At 41.5% G+C, this 23486-nt stretch carries 15 protein-coding genes; 5 read left to right on the plus strand and 10 right to left on the minus strand.

The window, feature by feature from the left end; genetic code table 11:
* Positions 1-173 precede the first annotated feature (173 nt).
* The 6 genes from FGM00_RS04950 to FGM00_RS04975 all read right to left on the minus strand — a co-directional run bounded on the left by FGM00_RS04950 (position 174) and on the right by FGM00_RS04975 (position 7323).
* Complete coding sequence (locus tag FGM00_RS04950) at positions 174-2351, minus strand: T9SS type A sorting domain-containing protein (RefSeq protein ID WP_138851842.1); 2178 nt, start codon at positions 2349-2351, stop codon at positions 174-176.
* Positions 2352-2385: 34 nt separating this feature from the next.
* Positions 2386-3453, minus strand: a complete 1068-nt coding sequence (locus FGM00_RS04955) for a substrate-binding domain-containing protein (protein ID WP_138851843.1) — start codon at positions 3451-3453, stop codon at positions 2386-2388.
* Between the two features lie 565 nt (positions 3454-4018).
* Positions 4019-4384, minus strand: a complete 366-nt coding sequence (locus tag FGM00_RS04960; RefSeq protein ID WP_138851844.1) for a hypothetical protein — start codon at positions 4382-4384, stop codon at positions 4019-4021.
* 3 nt (positions 4385-4387) lie between these two features.
* Positions 4388-4687: a thioredoxin gene (trxA, locus tag FGM00_RS04965; protein ID WP_138851845.1), complete on the minus strand. Its 300-nt coding sequence runs from the start codon at positions 4685-4687 to the stop codon at positions 4388-4390.
* Positions 4688-4757: 70 nt separating this feature from the next.
* On the minus strand, positions 4758-5672 hold the full coding sequence (locus tag FGM00_RS04970; RefSeq protein WP_138851846.1) for a DnaJ C-terminal domain-containing protein: 915 nt from the start codon (positions 5670-5672) through the stop codon (positions 4758-4760).
* A 118-nt stretch (positions 5673-5790) separates the two neighbouring features.
* A complete protein-coding gene (locus FGM00_RS04975) occupies positions 5791-7323 on the minus strand; it encodes a Do family serine endopeptidase (RefSeq protein ID WP_138851847.1) in 1533 nt (510 codons plus the stop codon).
* 671 nt (positions 7324-7994) lie between these two features.
* Here FGM00_RS04975 and FGM00_RS20040 point away from each other — a divergent pair.
* Positions 7995-8129 (plus strand): hypothetical protein, encoded by a 135-nt coding sequence (locus tag FGM00_RS20040; RefSeq protein WP_262711081.1) that lies wholly within the window; start codon positions 7995-7997, stop codon positions 8127-8129.
* A 196-nt stretch (positions 8130-8325) separates the two neighbouring features.
* On the opposite strand, the gene FGM00_RS04980 is transcribed toward FGM00_RS20040, so the two are convergent.
* The 4 genes from FGM00_RS04980 to FGM00_RS04995 all read right to left on the minus strand — a co-directional run bounded on the left by FGM00_RS04980 (position 8326) and on the right by FGM00_RS04995 (position 13133).
* Positions 8326-9399 carry an AI-2E family transporter gene (locus FGM00_RS04980; protein ID WP_138851848.1) on the minus strand — a complete coding sequence of 358 codons (1074 nt, stop codon included), beginning with the start codon at positions 9397-9399 and terminating at the stop codon, positions 8326-8328.
* Between the two features lie 230 nt (positions 9400-9629).
* Positions 9630-10406 (minus strand): DUF1206 domain-containing protein, encoded by a 777-nt coding sequence (locus tag FGM00_RS04985; RefSeq protein ID WP_138851849.1) that lies wholly within the window; start codon positions 10404-10406, stop codon positions 9630-9632.
* Between the two features lie 195 nt (positions 10407-10601).
* On the minus strand, positions 10602-11528 hold the full coding sequence (locus FGM00_RS04990; RefSeq protein ID WP_236262917.1) for an endonuclease/exonuclease/phosphatase family protein: 927 nt from the start codon (positions 11526-11528) through the stop codon (positions 10602-10604).
* A 504-nt stretch (positions 11529-12032) separates the two neighbouring features.
* A complete protein-coding gene (locus FGM00_RS04995) occupies positions 12033-13133 on the minus strand; it encodes an AI-2E family transporter (RefSeq protein WP_138851851.1) in 1101 nt (366 codons plus the stop codon).
* 757 nt (positions 13134-13890) lie between these two features.
* Between FGM00_RS04995 and FGM00_RS05000 the strand changes: the two genes are divergently transcribed.
* The 4 genes from FGM00_RS05000 (at position 13891) to FGM00_RS05015 (ending at position 23404) form a co-directional block, all read left to right on the plus strand.
* On the plus strand, positions 13891-14778 hold the full coding sequence (locus FGM00_RS05000) for an AraC family transcriptional regulator (RefSeq protein WP_138851852.1): 888 nt from the start codon (positions 13891-13893) through the stop codon (positions 14776-14778).
* Between the two features lie 286 nt (positions 14779-15064).
* Positions 15065-18145 carry a SusC/RagA family TonB-linked outer membrane protein gene (locus FGM00_RS05005; protein WP_236262918.1) on the plus strand — a complete coding sequence of 1027 codons (3081 nt, stop codon included), beginning with the start codon at positions 15065-15067 and terminating at the stop codon, positions 18143-18145.
* A gap of 20 nt (positions 18146-18165) precedes the next feature.
* Positions 18166-19746: a RagB/SusD family nutrient uptake outer membrane protein gene (locus FGM00_RS05010; RefSeq protein WP_138851853.1), complete on the plus strand. Its 1581-nt coding sequence runs from the start codon at positions 18166-18168 to the stop codon at positions 19744-19746.
* A gap of 109 nt (positions 19747-19855) precedes the next feature.
* Entirely contained in the window at positions 19856-23404 is a 3549-nt protein-coding gene (locus FGM00_RS05015; protein WP_138851854.1) for a VCBS repeat-containing protein, read from the plus strand.
* Positions 23405-23486: the final 82 nt, after the last annotated feature.

Here is a 23486-nt window from a genome sequence, read left to right on the forward strand (position 1 = left end):
AAATAAAAAAGTTAACCCGCACAGCAATCGGTTTGTCTAAATAGTGCTGTCTTACTTTGCGTAATGAGTGGTGAGGGTGAGGCGCTATGCGCGTAGCTTGTTCGCGAAGTATTAAACTCCAATAGACTTTATTAAGCCCTAACAATAACCCAGACTACTTGAGCCATTCTGTTTTAGTTCTTGACCACTTTTTGAGTATGGATGATAGTATCAAATTCATCGGTTACCTTTAAAACATATAATCCTGAAGGAATATTGAAAAGGTCTATTGCTGTACTGTGGGTATTTAACTCCATATTTTCTAATAACACCAAACGGCCGTCCAGACCATAAAGTTTTACGATACATTTCCCTTGAAAATCGGTAGCTAGATTGATCTGATATTCAAAAGGTAACGGATAAAGTATTGAATTCACGTTATTCGTATCGGATTCGTCCGTGTCGGTCGTGAACAACTGCTGGGCTTTGGCGAAGGCCTGTTTGCCAACTTGCTCGCCGATTAACCTACCGGGAATATCATCTATAGGTGGGTGAATACCACCCCAAATACGGGACAAGCTGGTTTGGTCGGACGCATCCCTATAGGTAGCCCATTGTAAAGTGAAGCTCTCGGTCGGACCTGCCTCGAAAATCAAAAACTCATTTGCCTCAATGTCAAATGTACCCATTCCACCGGGGAAAAAGGAATCTCCGGTCAACAAGGTCAGTACTTCGGCAGCAGCTCTTGAAAAAGTGGAATGTCCGGAAATATATCCTGCAAAAGGCGGTGTTACAAAAGTACCTCGCTGATACGGCCACCATCGCGTTCCCAAAATCCAACCGACTCCGGCGGTATCCATTCGGGGATCATCTATATAATCGGGACCTCTCCAAGCGTATATCTTTACTTGACCTACATTTTCCGCTGTACTTCCTGCCAAGGGGTCCGAGGCATCAATAAGTTCAATACTGCCAGGAATCAGCGGAAGGCCATGAGGGTCAAAACCGGGTAAAGACGGGTCTGTACTCTGTCCTTTACCGGCCATATAGCGAATGGCAGAAATAGGGCGAATATAATCGTAATATCCCTTTATTCCCCAAGTGGCAATGGCGGCGTCGTGCATGGCCCCACCAAGAACGAGGTAGGCCTTTACGTCCCACTCCAAATCATTCATCTCACCGCCTACACCGCCAAATCTTTTCCTTATTTTCGGGTGGTCACTTATATAATTCAGAATGGTAAACCAATGCCCGGGTGGCGTTTCGGAATCTGGCCCATCGGCCCAAAATTCGGCTAGTACCCGGGCATAGTCCGAACGTTTGACCATCTGTGGGGTATATGGCAAATTGGTGCTTGGGTTCACTTCATGACCTGGACCAATATCTCCACCATCCATAAAATTATAAAATACCTTATATTCTTCAAGAGAGTTTGGGTAATTATTGATCTCTACATTGCCCAAAGATGCCGGTGAAATATCTATTTCCGTTGTGTCATTGGGGTCAAGATGGGCAGACCAAGCCGCCACCAAACTAAAGTGCCATTTATAGGCATCATCGATTCCGTTATTTTCGGAATTTTGAATTAGTGGTGGCTCTGGGCTATCAAAATAGAGATATGAATCAAAACCATTGTTCTTGGTAGTAAGGGCTGAACTTTCTAAGGCGAAGGGTACTACCGAGCCCCATTCCGGACTCAAAAATGAAGGAATTGCTACTGGCACCGTATTGCCGGATTGATCTACAAACAGGTCAAACGATAAGGGCTGCCACCTATTCGGGTCAATACCTGTGGGATCTTGATATTCATCCAGTACTAAAGGTGGGTTACTTGGTTCATAGAAGCTATTACTGTATTCTAACGACTCATTGGCACCATCCTGAAGTCCAAAATTGATCATTTGCTCCCCTAGATAATTGCCCAGTGCAGCGTAGGACCCACTGCTATAATCTGTTGACACAAATTCAGTATCATAACCATACGATTGAAAAAGAGAAACAAAGTTAGCTAGGGAAGTCGCGGCACCCGGAGAATTTTCGAAGCGATGCATTAATAATCTGAACAAGGCATAACCCATAATTTCCTGTCGAGCAGCATCGATGTTTTGGGGTTGAAGAATTCCTTCAAACCTACAATTGAAACCACCATACTCCTTACCTAAAAAAAAGGTTTCCGCAGACCCGTCGAATAGTGCCCATGCATCATACATTAAAATAGAGCTATGGTACAAGTTACGGGCATGTACAGTTGGTCGGGCGAAGTCCGTTCGGATTGCATCGAGCAAAGTCTCGTTCCATTGTCTCGCCATAGACGGTTGCGCCCGACTTACAGCGAAGGAGCATAACAACAGAAGTAACGGAATCCTCTTCATATTGTATCGATTTAAATTGGCCCGGATGTAAATACTATACCAAAAACTCAACCGCCGAAGCGACTTTAAAATGGTCAATATTCTCTTTCGTGACAATTATCATTGGAGAACTGTATTTGAGTTTAGGCAATTTCTTCAACAGTAAGTATTCAAAAAGTATTTTTACGCCTACATAGCCCTGTTCAAAAGGGTTTTGGTCTATTAAAAAATCAATACTCCCCTTTCTAAGATAGTCTAAATTGTATTGATGTGCGTCAAATCCGACAATATGAATATCTGTCATATCCATACTGTCTAGGAATTTTGCCAAGATATACGAAGCACTTGAAGGCACAAAGAAACCTTTAATGCAGTCGTCCTTCATTAGCCCGTTACTAAGTATAGCTCCTACCTCGGATAATCCAAATTTCTCAACGTACACTTTTTTTATAATTCTCTTGATTTTGCGCTGTTCAAAATAATTCATAAAACCATCGACCCTAGCTGCTATTGCATGGTGATTGTCAATATCCTTTTTGGACAAGATTATGGCTAAATGTTGCTTCCGTTCGGTAGAGATATCCAACAACTTACCACATAAATATCCACTTTGAAACGAATCTTGACCTATAAACGAAAGGTGGCCGGTAGCTTCAATGTCAATATTGATACATACATACGCAATGTTTCTCGAATTGAGCTTCTCTACAAAATCTAAAGAAGTGTTATAAAAGAATGGGGCAAAAACCACTCCATCAGGATTCAATTCAAGAATCTGGTTCAAAGCATTTTTATATGATTCATGGTCTAACAGGTCAAAATAAAAACGATAGGCCTTAACACCATAATTTTTAATTTCTTGAAAGGCGAATTTCAATCCCTTGTGGGGTTCATACCAAAAATCAGTTTTTGACTTATATGTTGGAATTAAGGTAGCAATGGAATATTTTTTTTTGAGGGCTAAGGTACTAGCCAGGATGTTCCGTTCAAAGTCATATTTATCGAGCAATTTCCTGATTTTTTCCTTGGTCTTTTTCGATACCCCGGGACGATCATGAATAACCCTGTCCACCGTTCCGGTAGATACCTCGGCCTCTTCGGCAATATCTTTGATTGTTTTCAAGAAATCTTTCTTAGAATAGTAAGCTGTTGAAAATACGACATTCTTTCAGACCTTTCTAATAAAGGAGTAGCTACAATATAAGGAATATTCAACTAAGTGAAAGATGATTTTTCTCTTTTGTATTCCGCATAATTTGAAGGAGAGCGTAATTTATCAGTATAGCTATCGGTCTCTCTTGATATACTCGCAACGTCAAATCACGCATAATAATTTACTCTCGTGAAAATACTTGTAATCGGTAATTATGAATTGATGGAAAATACCGCGGATTGCGTATTTTGATAGAGATTCTTGTGTTTCCTATAATTACTTATGTTCGAATTCTAACAACTGATTTATTAAAGTTGATGGAGACATTTTTTCAAATTGACTCAGTGGCGAGAAACAGTGGAATACTTACAATTAGGGCTTAAAATTTTAGTATTACTTGTCTTTTGATAGTTTTGATAAATTGAATTTATAAAAGTGCTAAGCATATCCGACCTCTTCGACGTTCTGAACATTTCTTTAGATGACAAAAATAACTTTTTAAAAAAGTAAAATTGATGGATAAGAAATATCCTGGTCAATCCAATTTGGATATAAATTCCGTCAGCATTTCTATTTGCAAGGCTCCTGCAAAGGGGTTGTCGGATCTGCCGTTGCAAAGCACCAAATAAAAACCGAGTTTAGTGGCCTTCCATTCGCGTATCACATATTTGTTCAACATATCTACTTTATAGAAATACCCGAAATGTTTTTTTGGATCGATGCCCAAACCATTGCAAACGGTCATTGCCTTTTTGATGGCCAAATTGATGTCCTGCTCGTTTTCGAAACCATACCGTTTCAATCCATTCAATGTATAATTAAGCGAACGATAGGCCAGCGCTTCTTGAAAGGCTTCCAGAACGGCATATCGTCTTGATCGATAACTTATTACATTTGCCATAATCTAGCTATATTTTTCAATTAAGGTTACAAGCTCTGATTTTTGTGAAACTCCGGAGTTTCTCCATACGATCTCACCATTTTTAAAGAGGATTAAAGTAGGCACTCCTTTTACTTGAAAGCGGTTCGCCCAAGGCTGGTTTTTGTCTACATCGATTTTAATGATTCTTGCCTTTCCGTCGATTTCATCCGATACTTCCTTGAGGATTGGTAGCTGTACTTTACATGGGCCGCACCAATCGGCATAAAAATCGATGAGAACTGGGCTTTCCGAATGGATAAGTCTGTCAAAATTTCCTTTCATATTTTTACATTTAGTCTAAATAATTCTCCAACCGCTTTGCCACGGGGGATAGTCGGCTTCAAGAAAGTTTTTATACGTTGTCGCGTACTTGTTTCAATAATTCCTTTTGTTTTACTGTCAAATTTTCAGGGAGTTTCACATTTATAGTCGCCAATAGATCCCCAAATTTACCTGCCTTCCCGTAAATAGGCATTCCCTTACCCTTGAGCCTTACCGTCTTACCGTTCTGGGTGCCTTCAGGAATGGTGATGTTGACTTTTCCCGAGAGTGTTTCAACCTGCTGTTTACCACCCAAAATGGCCTTGAAAACATCTACCGGTGTATCGGTATGAAGATTATCGCCCCTACGATTGAAAACGGAATGTCTTTCTACGTGAATATCTACATAAAGGTCCCCCGACTTACCACCACTACCTTTTTGGCCTTTTCCTTTGGCTCGTAATTGCAAACCGTCGTAGGCTCCCGGTTTTATTTTTAGCTTGATTTTCTCCCCATCTACATCCAAAATTCGTTCGGTGCCTTGGTAGGCTTCATACAAGCTTATGGAAATCTTACCGGAAACATCCGCTCCCGGAAAATCGTAGTTTGCCCGACCTCGACCACCACCACCGCCGAAAAACGATTCGAAGAAATCGGAAAAACCGCTTCCATTATCGAAACCACTTCCTCCCGCATATTCGTATGAACGTTTTCTTTCCCTGTTGGTATGCTGTTTACGTTGTTGTACGAAATCATCATAAGTGGCACCCGATTGTTGAAATTGTTCCCAGTCCGAGCCAAGGGCGTCATATTGCTTTCGTTTTTCGCTTGAACCGAGCACCTGATAGGCTTCGGAAATTTCTTTGAACTTCTCTTCAGAAGCCTTGTCGCCCTCGTTTTTATCGGGATGGTATTGTGCAGCCAATTTACGATAGGCTTTTTTCATTTCCTTATCGCTGGCATTTCGTCCTACGCCCAATATGTTGTAATAGTCTCTGAACTGCATTTGATGACGCTGTTTTCAATCTATTTTATACTTTCAATTTAATAGCTTTCCGTCGTTTTGACGTTCTTTTTAGCTTTTAGAATTATCCCATAAAAAAGGGGCAAACGCCCCTTTTTCGTTAAGAATCCATACCAAAGGCGTAGTAATGGCTGCCAGGTTTGTCCTCATAGGTGCCTTCCAACAGTACCCCGCCATCTTTGTCTTCAAGAATGGCTGCCACATCTTCAATATTCTTCACTTCTTTGCCATCGATATGGGTAATGATAAAACCTTCGCGCATTTGCGTTTCCTTTCTGATTTTACCGGGATACAGTCGCACCACTTTAACCCCTCCGTCAATATTTAACTTTTTGGCAGTATCCGCATCCAGGGTTTCAAAATCGGCCCCTAGCAGATTCAATACCTCCTTTTTTTCTTTCTTCATAATAGCCGTGGTGCCTTTAGAGTTTTCCAGAACCACATCAAAGCTCTTTTCCTTACCGTTGCGTTTTACCGCAACATTTACTTTATCGCCAGGTCTTTTACTTGCTATAATTTCCTGCAACCTCGGAGACGTATTTACCAAAACATCGTTGACCTTTATAATGATGTCACCCGCTTCAATACCGGCCTTATCGGCGGCACTGTTCTCACCGACATTCTCTACCCAGACACCTTTCGAAAAATCCACATTTTTTTCCTGGGCGAGGGTGCCGTCCATCGTGCGGATGGTCACACCCAACATGCCACGTTGTACGCTGCCATAGTTGAGAATATCTTCGACCACCTTGGTCACGATATTGCTCGGAACCGCAAAACCATACCCATTATAGGTTCCTGTTCTACTCGCGATTGCGGTGTTTATCCCGATTAAATTACCCTCAAGATTTACCAAGGCACCACCACTGTTTCCAGGGTTAATGGCAGCATCGGTCTGGATAAAGGACTCTACGGCGAACTTCTCTTTATTGATATTGATGTTTCGCGCCTTTGCGCTTACTATTCCTGCCGTAACCGTAGAATTCAGTCCCATTGGGTTTCCTACCGCCAGTACCCATTCCCCGACTTCTACATCATCGGAGTTGACCATCGCCATCGTCTTTAAGTTGTCGGCTTTGATTTGCAATAATGCCAAATCGGTCGTGGGATCTGTGCCTATCACTGTTGCGTCATACGTCTCGTTATTGTAAAGCGTAACTTGAACCTCGTCGGCATCGTCGATTACGTGGTTGTTCGTGATGATATAGCCCTCTTTGTTAATAATCACACCCGAACCGGTCCCGTACATTGGTTGGGGCTGTAAATTGCCATCTGGGGATTGTGGGGCATCGTTGAATCTGTCTCCAAAAAATTCCCTGAAAGGGTCGGGTAATTGGCGATAGTCAAATTGTTGAACATTTCCATTCGTCATGGTTCGTGAAGACCTGATATGCACGACGGCATCCAAGACCTTCTCAGAGGTATTCGTAAAATCCAACGGTTTTATATTCCCGTCGTTATCGGCAGTATAAAGAACATGATGTCCGTTTACACCACTTACCTGTTGAATGGTAACCGATTTGTCTTGCGACCATTGATTACCCTTCAGTACGGCAAAACTTACCACTAATGCGATAAGTGCGGAGAAAAGATAGATTTTCCATCCTTTTTGTACAGTCAATTTGTTTTTCATTGTATCTGTTTTTAATTAAACTTTCTATTTACTTAAGTACAATCTTTACAATTGACAAACTGCAAATTTGACACCCGTTACTGAGACAAATTGTCAATTTTTAATGTTGAAGATTTGTACAAATACTATTTCAGTTGCAGACTATTTAGTGGAAGTAGAAAAAAATTCCGCATAAGGTTTCCTTTACAATCGTCTTCCGATTAGACTTAGGAACCGAGAGAAAGGTAGGTCGAAATAGACGAAATCCATGTCGATTTTCTACAACACCATTTTATCACAACCATACCACATTTGACAAATCCTGTGCCAAAAAAAGGGGGCAAAATGCTAAAAAAAATTAAAATTTATAAGAGCGGTAGGTTCTAAATAGCGGCGCTTCGCAACTGGGCCATTAGATTCTTTAGGCTAAAATGTGCTGAAGTAAATATGGTTTACAAATCGCTGGTGAATGTTCTAACGATCAGATGCTCCAAAATTCGGTTGTCATTGAATCAATGTCTTTTCTTTTACGATCAAGAAACGTTTCATAAATCATATAGTTTTATTACCTCGGCCACCCCTTTGGAAATAAAGCATCTTGAGCTGGCTGTTTTTGAATTGGTATGGTATTGCTTGAGCAACAGCTTATCTTCTAAACCTAAGACGTGAAGAATAACTAAAACAGAAAACATATGAAGGCAGGAACACTAATAGGATTGGCATCTACATTGGTCAGGAAACGAAAATTCAAGTTGGTAGTGGTTGGGCTTCAATTTGCCTATATGGGGTATCGATACTTAAAGAACAAAAAGAAGCTAAATCAGTAATTCTTTTAAGGTATTTTTAAATTTTCGGAATCGAAGAAAGCGATAGCCTTCATGATTGCGAGTAGGGTAGTGGTTATTATATAGAGTAGCCATAATTACCTATTTTCTTGTTACTTGATATCCGATACAATGGTAGCAGCGCGATAACAACTAAACGTTATGTCGTCTCTGATATATTTTCAAAGTGGATCAGGACCTATTCATTGGAAGAGTCTTCGTATTTCACATCAATTGATGTATCCCCCAAAATGTCCTCTATATATGCCATTTTTACCAAAACTATGATGGCCGCTACCAGGGGAACTGCTAAAATGACACCTAAAAGACCGGTAAATAGTCCGAGTGCGATTTGCGCAATGAGAACCATAGCCATAGGTAGTGAGATCATCTTCTTTTGAATCATTGGAGTCAGTACGTTACTTTCGATAGCCTGAACACCCAAATATAACATCGCTACATACAAGGCAGTCGTGGGACTTTCGGTAAAAGCCAGTAGAAATGCTGGCACCAAGGCTATCAGCGGACCGAAATTCGGAATAAAACTAATGAGGGCTGCGAAAATCGCCAAGGTTAACGCTAATGGCACCCCTAGAATACTAAGACCGATACCTGTCAGGATACCAACAATAAGCATGGAAAGCAATTTTCCCAATAACCAACTTTTTAAGGTCTTACCCATAGCCAAAAGTATTTCCTCAGTACGTTCTCTTCGCGCTTTAGGAAAAAGTTTTATGAGCCCATTTACATAGGTCATTGGCGCTATCATGAAGAACATTCCCAGAAAAAAAATTATGTACAAAGTGCTGAACGTTCCAAATAAAGAACCAAAAAATTTAGCGATTTGCCCTTTGTTCGCGCCTAGTTCGATATTCTCAATACGTTGTACGATCAAACCTCCTAGTTTCGTTTGTTCTATATCTTGTAGTGTTTTTTCGGTTGCTTGTGGTAGTTTTTCCTTTAAGGATACGATTTGTTCGGAAATGTGAGGCGCTAGGAGAAATGAGCTTCCTACTAAAATTCCAACTACCAACAAAACCGAGACCAAAAGGGAAATGTTGCGGCTGAGGGGTGTTTTATTTTCAATAAATCCGGCGATTCCCAAAAAAAAAGCAGCTACTAAGATACCCGCTAAAACAAGTAGTATGATCCGGAATCCGAAAAGTACGAATAAGATGAGCAATATGGCGGCCGAGACCAAGCCAATGGAAGACAGTATCCGCTTGTGGAATTTTGCCTCGGATACAGTAACTTTCTCTTCTTTAGCCGCCATTTTGTTTCCGTTGTAATGGTTTGAAATTAGAATCTATAAAACCGATTTTCTTGAAGGCGTTACCGCTTTATTTTCGAGATGCCTCCCCAGCATAGATAAGCTTTCAAAGACCGCCCCTCCTTCGAGTCGTTGGCAACAGCCCTAGACGGTTTGGCTATCGTACGCTAATGTAGGAGCATAACTTTATATATCTGAGCATTTCAGTTTAAGGATATCGATTTTAAATCAGACTAATCATCAAACCTACGGTATTTTGCCATAATGAACATATATAAGCCGAACGCTACCAGACCAAGGGCGACCAAACCCATCAACCACGGTCCTTCAGAATTTTTTCTTAGAAAAGCAAAAGCTTCCGAGGTTCCTTTTATGTTTCCTTTGCTGGCCGTATCCGCTGCCACGAAAAAGAAATATGATACGATGCCCACAACAATTCCTCTTGAAATCATACCTCCGTAGCCCAACCACTTGATTGTTTTTCTTGTACTTACATTCGAGATGGTATCTAAATAAAACTTTTTTAAGAACTCTCCCTTGTACGCCTTAACGAACTGGAACACGGCCTTAATTGCCAGACCGATGGCTATGGCATAAAAGATATAATTCAAATATTCCGACGGAATCATTGAAGTTTTATTTGCACCACTGCCACCGGAGGAAGCGGTAATTTGATAGATGGAGTAGATACCGAGGCCCAGATAGACTAAACCGCTGAAGAAAAATCCGATACGTTTCCCAACGTCCTTTTTATCCGTACCAATATTCTCCGGATCTTTAATACTTTGATAAAATCGCCAAAATGAATAGCACAACAATCCAAGTCCTAAAACCCCTAAAAGCACATTTCCAAAAGGCTGGTCCTGTAAAAATTTAAGAACTCCCAATTTTCCTTCGGAAGTACTACCCAGTCCGAAGGCCGCGCCGAAAGCCAATATCCCGGTCAATGCGTAAACCATACCTTTTGAAGCGTAGCCGGTTTTCGCTATTTTTTTAATTCGGTCATCCATGATTCTCAGTTTTAAACGAAATTATTTGGAATCAGCCGATAAAATTGATTACATAAACGAAATAAATACACCAAAAGCAATTCTGGTTCGTTCGTCCCCGCAGATAAACGAAATATTTGGCATAAAAGCACTAAGAAATAGTTGCTTATGATGCCATCAGGCTATAATACGGATTAGGTCGAGCTAGTACCTTCTCTAGATTTCGTTCTTGTTCGGATCTGCCTTTTCTATCTTTTTTTCAGCCCAATCTTCTTCTTCGTCGCTGGCCTTTAAACCATTTTGTTCCGATTTGGCCACAGGAGTGTAATTGAGTTTAGTATACATGGGAAAATGATCTGATCCTATGTGCGCTTCCCTTGAAATTTCCATAAGGGTAAAATCCTTAGTGTGAAAAATATGGTCTAAGGGCCATCTAAAAAATCTATGATTGGCATTAAAGGTATTGAAGAATCCTCGGCCCCTTCTAGGATCGAGCAGACCACTTATTTTTAGAAATAACCGCGTGGTTCTCGACCAAGCTACATCGTTCAGGTCGCCGAATACAAGAATACTATCATCTTCACGTTTCAATTCCCGGCCGACCAGTAGTAATTCGGCATCCCTATTTGTTGACGTGCTGCTTTCACTTGGGCTCGGTGGTCTTGGATGAAGACAATGAAGACCGATTTTTTTACCATCCGATAGTATAATTTTCCCATGAATGGAGGGTATGTCATCCGCTACCAAATATTCAACCCTCATATCTTCTAGCGGATATTTAGAGTACAGATGCATACCATAGCGATTATCCTTCGGAACTTTTACTTGATATTCGTATTGCGATTCAAGACAGCTTAGGGCATTTTCCCATTGCGCATTCGATTCCAATGTCAACAACACATCTGGATTTCGCCTTTTCGTAAGTTGAATCAATTTATCGTAGTCGCTATTGCTCATCAGTACATTGCTTACCAGCAATGCGATATGATTCGAATTAGCCTCGCCGACATAACTTTGTACCTGTTTAGGTGCTACTGGGGTATACGGGTATATTTTGATGAACTGATATGCAAGGCTGAAGACAAGCAATCCTAACATGAAAATACTCCAAGGACTACTAAATTCATATACGGCTATAGCCAAGCAAATGTTGATTAGTATCAAAATCGAGATCTGGACCCTGGGGAAATCGAATCCCCGTACCCACCAATAATCGAACCTCGTAATCGAGGCCAACGTAGGAACGCAAAAAATCGCGTTGAGGATAAAAATGAAAATCTCGAGAGCGTTCATGATTTCATATTAGAATGCGATGACTTCTTCACTGGATGCAAGTGGTAAGGACTTTTCATAATACAAATTGCGTATGCTCAAGTTGCATTGGTTTAAAGAAAGTGAAACTCAAAAATTAGAATTGGTCAAACATCATTTTACATTTAAGCGCCTCCCGCCATAATGAAAATTACCCTACTTCATGAAAATGACTTTCCTTAATTAGAGATTGCTGTTGATGTCGATTATTCTGGAAAAATAGAACAAATTACCCGAATGCCATTTCTCAATCGAATAATTCGCTGACTTCATCGCAAGTTGTCTATGCAATGATGTCACTTTTTGACAATAATAGTCCCAAAATGCTCAAATTGGCTATATTCCCTTGGTCCAAAATCTAACAAACCTATTGTAGCGAAAGAACTCCTTCACTATGACTTTAATGACGGCATATCCCGGAACGGCTATAATCATTCCCGGTATCCCGAAAATCAGGCCTATTGCAATGATAATGACAAAAATTTCCATGGGATGGGATTTCACGCTATTGGAATAGATAAAAGGTTGGGAGACAAAATTGTCGAGTAATTGACCGATGGTGACACCAATCAGTACGTAACCGACAAGTAGTAGAATATCTTGTGAAAAATCCATATTGATATGGGAAGTTATCGTCAGTACAATCATCAAGGCAGCGCCGATTAAAGGTCCGATATAGGGTAAAATATTGAATAATGCACAAAAAAAAGCTACGATCAAAGCATTTTCAGTTCCTACTAGCAAGAGCGTAGCCGAATAAATAACGAAAAGAATGGCTATCTGAACCAGCAGCCCCAGAAAATATCGCGAAAGGAGATTTTTGATTTTGTCAATTGAATTTAGGGTTCGTTCCAAATGTTTTTCGGGCATCATCGCTAGTATGAACTGTTGAAATGAACTCTTGTCCTTCAGCATGAAAAAAGTCATGAAAATGATGGAAAATAGCCCTACGCTTAGTTCGGTCGATAATTTAAGAAGAGCATCAAAAAGCGTGGGTACGGCAGCGGTGGCAAACTCCTTGGACACATTCTGCTCAATTTCGCTATCTGCCATCAAATCTTTTATAGTATCCTTTGAAGTGCCCAGATATTCCGAAAATTTTGCATATAGTTTATCTAGTTCCAGTTGAATGTTGTGATAGTCCACAAGAGCCAGATTTTTGCCCTGCTCCGTCAACATCGGCACAAATAGGATAACCAGTCCGACCAAAAGCAAAAAAATGAAAAATACGGTTATCAACGCCGCGAGGGTCTTCGATACTTTGAGTCTGGTCACAAAGAAGTTGACCATTGGTCTGCCCAATAAGGCCAATACCCCTGCAGCAAGCAGATATAATATTAGTGATTGTACTTTATAGAGAATAACGAGTAGAACCGCAATGGTCAGAAAGAAGCCTATGGCCTTGATAATGCCTTTGGCTATCGTAAGTGATTTCATAATGCCGTACTTATTTATTCGTGTAGATGACCACTTGTCTCAAAGAATAGAATTTACCTATTCGGAAAGAATAGTAATGTGCGTTTAATGGACAGCTCTCGGCGAAGATTGCAATTGACCTACAATGGTCTTAGCTTTTTCAATTTTTTTTATGACTTAAGTGAATATTAGCTAAAAAATCAGGTAAATAAGGAAATTTGAGGGCTATATGTTTCGTGCAGAAATTAGCTTTGTTTCTAGCGCTGTACGCTTTTCGCTCGAGACCAACTAAATGGAGAGAAACAAGGATTACCTATTGATTTAGAAAACAGGGAATCATCATCATCACCAAAAGGGCACGCGTCTTTATGGATTATAGGAACAAGTTTAATACCTTGATTTCCATAGTGGTACGGGGCCAGATGGGGGCTCTAGCTTTTCTTTCCAATATTGGTTTTAGACGTACTCGGTCTACATGCCGTTGCGATTTTAGGGGAATACCGGCCAAATCTAATAAGGTTGAATAAAAATCACTACTGGTAACGGGGTAGTCTACTTATTTTCTAACGAATCCCAATAACGTCATGAGAGACGATGAAGATTAATTGTATGGCAAATTATAGGGTCAGAAGTATTAATTTCTAATTCTTTTAATATAGATGGCTTTAACTTAAATATGGAGAATACTACTTTTTTGCTATCTTTAATTTCAACGTGCTACACATCTTGATAAATTCTTACTCCTGAAAAACCGTTTAGCGTAATCAATGAAGAAACTATGAGCGATTCACCACTACTAGAGCAAGGATTTTTGGGTCAAAAAATGATCGTATTACCGAATACCATCAAAAAAAGACTTGCCGGGAATCAACTTACTCGCTCATTTTACATTACCGATATGGGATTCTACCCCAAAGCCCTTAATCACTTTCGAATACGTAAAAACGGGGCCCCGGAGTACATTTTTATCTACTGTATTGAAGGAAGTGGGATTATGAGAATAGATGGGGCGAGTATTCAGGTGGTGCCCAATTCTTTCTATATTATCCCTAAGAACACTTCACATTCTTATCGGGCGAACAAACACGACCCTTGGAGTATTTACTGGCTACACTTTGGCGGTGAGGGAGCCAAGAGATTGTACAAGCGGTATTCCCGTCAGAAGCGAATATCCGGTACGCTGCCTTTCGAGAACGAACGACTACTTTTATTCGATCAAATATTTCGCATGTTGCAAAGCGAATATACATCGACGCAACTAGAGTTCGCGAACATTTTAGGACTCAATTTCGTCAGTTCATTCGTTTACTGCGAAATTGACCAAAATGTACAAACTGATAACCGCAACAGTCTAGTCGATATGATAATTCAATTTTTAAACGATAATCTCGACAAGTCTTTTAAGACCGAGGATATCGCAAAACACTTTAATTATTCCTCTTCCTATCTCTTTAATATTTTTAAGAAAAGAACGGGATACTCGCTGATTCACTTCTTCAATCTAAAAAAGGTCCAGAAAGCTTGTGAATACCTTAAGTATACCGATTTGAGCGTGAAAGAAATAAGTTATAAAATGAGCTTTCAAGACCCTTTGTATTTCTCAAGAACATTTAAGAAATATATAGGAGTTCCACCAAGAACATACAGGCGCCAACAGCATAATTAAGAGGTGTGCTCATTGGAGGTAGCCATCTCCGAAGATTGGTCGCTTCATGCTTATTTTGACGAAATGGCAATTTAACCGCTCCGGAATTTAGAAATAGACAAGAAAAAACTGTTGTATTGAACTATTCGCAATAAATATAATAGTTTTGTCCATATATTAAATAGCATTGTCCATTTTCCTCCCATCGGATATCGCTAATATTGATATGGACTTTTTACCCAAAGGTGCATCAAAGTTTCCCCGAAAACTTAAACCTATTTTCTCACAACTAGCTCAATCACTACTTATGAACAGATTTTCAGCATCCCCTTACAAAAGAAATTTAGCTTTAATCTTATTTTTTTGGGCCCTTGTGGTTCAAGCGCAATCCAACATTTCGGGAACCGTGACCGATGCGGATACGAACAGCCCGTTACCAGGAGTAAATGTGGTGGCGGGTACTACCGGAGCCATAACCGATTTTGACGGCAACTATGAACTTAGCGTTCCCGAAGACATCACTATTCTTACGTTTTCATCTTTGGGATTTGCCACGCAAGAGGTGAATATCAATGGTCGCGCTGTAATAGATGTGATTATGGAACCCCAATCAGAAGCGCTAGACGAGGTCGTCATAGTGGGCTACGGTACGGTCAAGAAAAGTGATCTTACCGGATCGGTCTCTTCCATTGATGGGGATGCCGTAAAAGAACTTCCCGTTACATCTGTTGACCAAGCCATTCAAGCACGTGCGCCTGGCGTTCAAGTTGTACAGACCTCTGCCGCCCCGGGGGGTGGGGTTTCCGTGCGTATACGTGGGTCTAACTCCGTAAATAGTGGTAGTGAACCTTTGTACGTTATAGATGGTTTCCCTATCTATCCCAACAATAACAATTTTAGTGCAGGAGGGAATAGGCAATCCTCCAACGTGCTGGCATCGATAAACCCTAACGATATTGAGTCAATAGAAGTACTTAAAGACGCATCGGCGACCGCCATATATGGTTCAAGGGGTTCGAATGGTGTGGTTTTGGTAACGACCAAGAGAGGTAAGGCAGGCCTTTCCAAAATAAATTATGAAGCTTCTTATTCGACCCAATCTGTAGCCAATACCGTCGATGTGCTCAATGGTAGTGAATTTGCCACTTATTTGAATACACTTGAAGTGAGTCAAGGCGGTGCGCCGATTTATTCACAGGCCGAAATAGATGCGTTTGGAGAAGGAACCAATTGGTTTAATGAGGTCACCCGCGTGGGAGCTATTCAAAATCATCAACTTACCTTTTCAGGAGGAAACGAATCGACAAGATACGCGGTATCGGGTAATTATTTCGAAAATGAAGGAATTATTAAGAATACCGATTTCACACGGTATGGGATTCGTTTAAATGTTGACAATACAGCCTTGAAAGACTTTCTCAATATTAGCTCAAGTTGGGCCTTTAATAGAGCTATTTCGAACAACGCGCCGACCGACAGGGGTGGTCCAGGGGGTATCATTATTACGGCATTGGGTCTAGACCCTACGGTTCCGGTGCGTGATGCAGACGGACAATATGCCTTGGCTTCCTACGACGGGCGCTTTGCCATCAATCCGTTACAGGAACTTGAGTTCGTGACCGATCAAGACATCACTAACCGTGTGCTTGGCAACACTGGCTTTACATTTAACTTAATGGAAGGGCTAAAGTTCAAGACCAGCTTGGGCGCGGATGTTTTCAACATCAGTAGAACCAGTTTTTTTCCTGTAGAGAACACTCGCCTAGGTAGGGATAATTCGGGAGAATTGACTTTGGCCAGTACCAGTCTTTTCAACATCCTGAACGAAAATATTCTGTCCTACAATAAGGAAATCGACAAGCATTTTGTGGATGTAGTTGCGGGGTACACTTATCAAAATGAGGTTCGCCGTTTTACTCAAACAACGACAAGGGGCATTACCGCGGCCACCGTAGATCAAGCCACCTTGCAAGGAGGTCCGGATATTCAATCGCCTACCTCAGGTCGAAACGAATGGACGCTTGCCTCAATCTTGGGAAGGGTAAATTACATATACGATAATCGCTATTTGGCTACGGTAACTTTCCGTCGTGATGGTTCCTCGCGCTTTGGTAGCGAGAACAAATGGGCCAACTTCCCTTCCGTAGCATTGGGTTGGCGTATTTCTAACGAAGGTTTTTTCAAGGATTCAGGGTTGACCGATGTCATCAACAATATTAAATTACGGGGTAGCTGGGGTCTTACGGGAAACTCTGAAATACCCGTATACAACTCTTTGGCGAATTTGACGGAATTCAATTATGTAGTAGGCGATAATCTCGTTTTAGGTTTGGCCGATCAACGCTTACAGAATTCCGATTTGAAATGGGAATCGACTACGATGACCAATATCGGCCTCGATATGTCGTTTTTCAATAGTCGTATGAATTTGACGTTGGATTACTTTTATAATTTGACTGAAGACTTGTTATTGGATGTATCGTTGCCCAGTAGTTTAGGCTTTAGCTCCATACTCAAAAATTCCGGATCACTTGAGAACAAAGGTTTTGAAGTTAGCTTGGACGGGTTCGTCATCGACGGTGAAAATTTCAAGTGGAACATTGCAGGTAATTTTTCCATACTTCGAAACGAATTGACCGATCTCGGAAGCAGCACACCCTTCTTTGCTGATAGTCCAAGCGGGCACTTGGGAATTGATGGCAGTTGGGTAGAAGCAGGCAATCCCATTGGTGTCTGGAGAGGATTTGATTATATCGGTATATTTCAAACACAGGAAGAAATCGACAACAATCCATCCAGGTCAGGTGATTTACCGGGATATCCGAGATATCGGGATGTTAACGGAGATGGAGATATAACACCTGACGATTACGTCATTATCGGTGATCCCAATCCGGGTTTTACATGGGGGCTTAATTCATCGATAACCTACAAGAATTTTGACATGAGTATCTTTTTCAGAGGTGTTCACGATTTTGAAATCCGGAATCTTCAAGCTTCGGAAATTGGTGATGGTGTACAGAAAATCAACCAAATCAGCACTATTTTAAGCGATTCCTGGACACCTAGTAATACGGGCGCTTCGAGACCCGTAATTAATGGCAACCGCGATTTTGCCAACTCGTACCGTGACTCTGATTATTTCATTGAGGACGGTACATTTATAAGACTTCAGAATATTGCTTTGGGCTATACATTGCGCAACATAAATTTTTTAAGCAGCGCACGAATTTTTGTAAGTGGACAAAATCTTCTGACGATAACCGATTACAGCGGATTTGATCCCGAGGTAAATAACAGCGGGCAGGGAAATCTCAACCGTGGCGATGATTACGATGCTTATCCTAGAGCGAGAACATTGACTTTAGGAGTGAATCTAGAATTTTAATATCTTTAATAAAAAAAGTTATGAAAACAATTAATTTTAAATCTTTAATCACCTTATGCAGTTTGGTGTTTTTCCTAGCTTTAGGATGCTCCGATCTTGAGGAAAATCCTGATTTCACCACACAGGACAATTTTTTTAATACCGCAGAACAACTTGAGCTCGGTGTAAACGCGGTTTATGATGGTATCGGATTCGGTACACAGTGGTTCAACCATTTTTATAATCGTTACGTATTTGAAAGCCGTGTAGGTTATCAAGTTGGCTGGGAAAAGGGCCCTTTGGATTTTCAGAACGGAAACGTGAATCCCGGTGACGATTATATCAACGCGTATTGGACCATTTCCTATGATCATATCAATCGTGCCAATTCGGTTATCCAAAAGGCCGATGAATTGAAGGAAGAAGGTGTGCCCAATCAAGCGCTGGTTGACCGTGTCAAAGCAGAAGCTATGTTCTTAAGGGCTTTTTATTACTACAACCTAGTACGTTATTTTGATGATATTCCCGTGACCACAACGCGAACAGAAAGTGACCAAGATCTTCCTTCAAACGAAAATGGAAAGCAGGTCTCGCTAGATTTGATAATTTCGGATCTATCTATGGCTGCCGAGTTACTTCCGGAATCTTATGATGCTTCCAATGTTGGAAGGGCGACCAAGTGGGCGGCTATGGCACTTTTGGTCAAAGGACATCTCCAAGCTGAAAATTGGAACGAGGCCAGAACAGTCGCTGAAACCATTGTAAATGAGAGTGGTCTCACCTTGTTTGAAAATTTTGAGGATACTTTCGCCGTCGCAACGGAAAATACCGGTCCAAGAATTTTCGAGGCGCAGGTGTCCGGTGGGGCCAATGCAAACGAGGCGCAAAATGCCCACCAGCATTTTATTCCCGGTGACCTTCCGAATGATCAAGGCGGGGTTGGATGGCATTGGTTGAATGCCACCCAGGCCTACAGAGCCAAATTCGACCCTACGGATAGACGCATTCCCGGAACCTTTATTACAGAATATACGACTACTCGTATCGGCGAAAAATCCGATGGGGAATTGCCCACGGTAACTTGGAGCGCCGATGCGCCATATAACCTGAGCCGTTTCGGCGGAATGGTCTCGGCAGACGCAGATCCGGACAATCCTGACGATTTGGTTTTTTCCGCCGCTTGGTCTGCAAAGTATACGGAAGTAGGTATTTCGAACGCCACCCTTTCCGAGAAGAATACGGTTTATCTGAGATTGGCGGATGTACTTTTGGGGCATAGTGAAGCTGCCAATGAAAGTGGTAGTGGTGATGCATATTTCGGTATAAATACGGTTCGAGAGCGTGCCGGTCTCCCTGCATTGTCCGGATTGAGTCAAGACGAATTACGCGATGCCATTGTTAATGAGAGAGTGTTGGAATTCGGTTTTGAATGTGAAATCTATCCCGAGTTGAAACGAAAAAGTACGTTTGGGGGCTCTCCTGATTACTTGGGGGAATATATACAGGAATTTATCGATACCTATGATGTAGACCGTACGCTATCTCCGCGAGACTACGTTTTACCAATTCCGTTGAACGAAGTGCTCGGAAATCCTAACGTTACGCAAAATCCGTTGTATTAAGTTAAATAGTTTGAGTTAGTTTTTTGTAAGTAAGTGAAAAACCTGTCAATTTTGACAGGTTTTTCATTTTGTGCATAGTATATTCATCAAGCCGTATCAATTGTTGCCGATGTATCGCCTATTAATTTTTTTTCTCGTCAGTTGTATTTCGATTCAGTTTCTTTCCTGTCGTAAAGAGACGGGTGCAGCAGACGATACTATTACACGTTTCAGATTACTTTCCGTTCAAGAAACCGGGGTCGATTTCAACAACGCTATTGTTGAGAATGGGAGCTTTAATATGGTCGACTTTTTTTACGTTTATAATGGTGGGGGGGTTGCTGTGGGGGATATTAACAACGACAGTTTGCCCGATATCTTCTTTTCGGGAAACATGGTAGACGACCGTCTCTATCTAAACCAAGGAAATTTGGGTTTTAAGGATATCAGCAGTACCGCGGGCATTACAATCCAGGGTTGGTCTACCGGGGCCACCATGGTCGATATCAATCATGACGGGCTTTTGGATATCTATGTGAATCGGTCAGGAAATCATTCTTCGGAGCGGCGTAGCAATTTGTTTTACATCAACCAAGGAAATCTAAAATTTGAGGAACAGGCGGCCGTCTTGGGGCTTGCCGACACAAGTTATTCGACTCAAGCAGCCTTTTTGGATTATGATAAGGATGGTGACTTGGATATGTATTTGCTAAACCATACGAACGCGGTACGGGACCCGAACAACGTAAGACCGCTGATTGCCGACGGGAGTGGTCCCGCAAATGACCGTTTGTATAAAAACAATGAATCCGAAACGGGCCAACTCACATTTACCGATGTTAGCTTGCAAGCAGGTATACGCTTCGATGGTATGGGGCTAGGTGTCGGCACGGCCGATATCAACAATGACGGTTGGGACGACATCTTCGTCACGAACGATTTTATGGCCAATGACTACCTCTATATCAATAATCAGGATGGTAGTTTCACCGAAAGTTCGAAGCGGTACTTAAATCATGTAAGTCATTTCAGTATGGGTAACGATTTAGCCGACTTCAATAACGATGGGCTGACGGATATGGTGACCGCCGATATGCTACCGCGGGATAATTTTCACGAAAAAAAAATGTCCGGCCCCCTGAACTACGACCTCTTCGAATACACCCTAGAGCAAGGGTACATACCGCAATACATGCGTAATACGCTACAACTAAACAATGGGGAAAAAGCGGACGGCAGCTATTCCTTTTCCGAGGTTGGCCAACTAATGGGCGTCGAAGCCACCGATTGGAGCTGGGCTCCGCTATTTGCGGATTTTGATAATGACGGTCTAAAAGACCTCTTTATATCCAATGGATATTTGCGGGATATCACTGATCTAGACTTTATCAATTATACAAGTTCGTTAGCGAATAGTGTTCCGCCGGATAGCCTGGATTATATTTTGAAGCAAAGAGCAAAGGATATGCCTTCCATCAAGCTGACCAATTTTATATTTAAGAATGGGTCCCAGTTGAAATTTGAGAACTACTCAGACCAATGGGGGATGAATCAGCCCTCTCTATCGAACGGCGCCGCTTATGCTGATTTGGATAACGATGGCGATTTGGATATGGTAACCAACAATATTAACGAAACGGCATTCATTTATGAAAACCGTTCGAATACATTTGAGGAAAACAATTTCTTGAAAATAAGACTTGTTCAAGATTCATATAATACTATGGCCTTGGGAGCCCAGGTCTTTCTATTTCAAAAAGACCGAAAACAAACCATTAGGCAAGCACCGACGAGAGGCTATCAGTCATCTGTAGACTATACCCTACATTTTGGTCTAGGCGATAAAGAAGTCGTTGATAGCATTCTGGTCAAATGGCCCGATGGATTTTTGAGCAAAATCGACAGTCCGAGAAGCAATCGGTTGTTGACCATTACCAAAGAGGAAACCGAAAGTGGATTTTTGACACGAAATGGAAATCGAATAAATCGATTTTTGACGGAAATAACCGATTCCGTACGACTAAAATTTAAGCATACCGAGCCGGTTTACAATGATTTCGGCAGGCAATTTTTACTTCCTCACAAACAATCGAACCAAGGGCCCGGACTGGCCGCAGGGGATATAAATGGTGATGGGTATGAAGATTTTTTTATAGGTGGGGCCTATAACCGAAGCGGGCAGCTTTTCTTTGGTACAAAGACCGGGAAATTCAACCGAAAACCATTAATAGAAAATGAAAAGGAGAAATATGAAGAGGATACCGGTGCTTTGCTTTTTGATGCCGATGGCGACGGGGATAATGACCTTTACGTCGTAAGCGGAAGCAATGAATTCTATCCCGGATCGGAATATTATCAAGATCGGCTGTATAGCAATGATGGTAAAGGGAATTTCGTTTTGAACGCCGGTGCGCTTCCGCGAATGCGAGCGAGTGGTTCATGTGTAAGGGCATCTGATTTCGATAAGGATGGCGATTTAGATCTTTTTATTGGTGGTAGGCTAAGTGCTTTAAAATATCCCTTGCCCCCGGATAGTTATCTACTGATTAACGAAAACGGGAAATTCATCGATGCAACCACAAAATTGGCCCCTTCTTTACGAAAAGCGGGAATGGTCACCGATGCGCTGTGGACGGATTTTGACAACGATGATGATACCGATCTTATTTTAGTTGGCGAGTTTATGGCGATACAATTCTTTGAAAACAAAGATGGAAAATTAGTCAATAGCTCGGAAAAGACCGGCCTGAAATTCACCTCGGGATGGTGGAACAGTATTAATGGCGGAGATTTCGACAACGATGGGGATATGGATTATATTTTGGGAAATCGCGGCTTGAATTCCAGGTATCGGGCGTCTTCTGAAAGGCCTATGACCGTCTATGCCCTCGACTATGATAAAAACGGAAGCATCGACCCATTGATCACTATCTTTAATGATAGTCTCGAGTATCCCATCCATTCCAGGGATGACCTTATTAAACAGATTCCCGCGATGCGCAAAACATTTCCGGATTATGCCAGCTATGCCCGAGCGACATTGTCGGACATTTTAACATCGCAGGAAAGGAGCAGCGCCTATACGGCTAAAGCCTTTCAATTTGCTTCTTCCTTGCTCCTCAATCAAGGCGATGGAACGTTCGAATTAAAAAGTTTACCTCAGCAAGCCCAAATCGCACCGATATACGGCATTCTTATCGACGACTTGGATAATGATGGTAATTTGGATGCAATCTTGACCGGGAATGACCTAGGTACGGCCGTGGGTATAGGTAGATATGATGCCTCGCGAGGATTGGTTTTGATGGGGGATGGTGACGGCACATTCCACACGATAGGTGTAGCTGATAGCGGATTATATCTTGATGGAGAAGTGCGAGGGGCTATTTCATTACGATCGAAGGATAGCAATATTTTCGTCTTTGGAAGAAATTCAAGTACTGTTAGCGCATATGCCTTCAAAAACCCCAAGGACGCAGACTTTATAACCATACCATCAAATACAGCGAAAGCAAAAATTACTTTACCAAATGGGGAAGAACGTATGCAAGAGTTTTATTACGGGTCATCTTATCTTTCCCAATCATCACGTCATTTAAAGCGCTACGGAAACGAACGGAAAATCGTGTTTTATAGTTTCTCTGGAATAGAGCAGACGGTTTGGTCTTTAGAAAATTAAGGAAATCGGTCGGTAGTTAAAGAGAGCAATAACGGTCGGAATCGTTTTTGCCAACATATTTTGTCGCCCATACATTCCCGAT

It is taken from the genome of Aggregatimonas sangjinii (assembly GCF_005943945.1).
GTDB lineage: Bacteria > Bacteroidota > Bacteroidia > Flavobacteriales > Flavobacteriaceae > Pelagihabitans > Pelagihabitans sangjinii.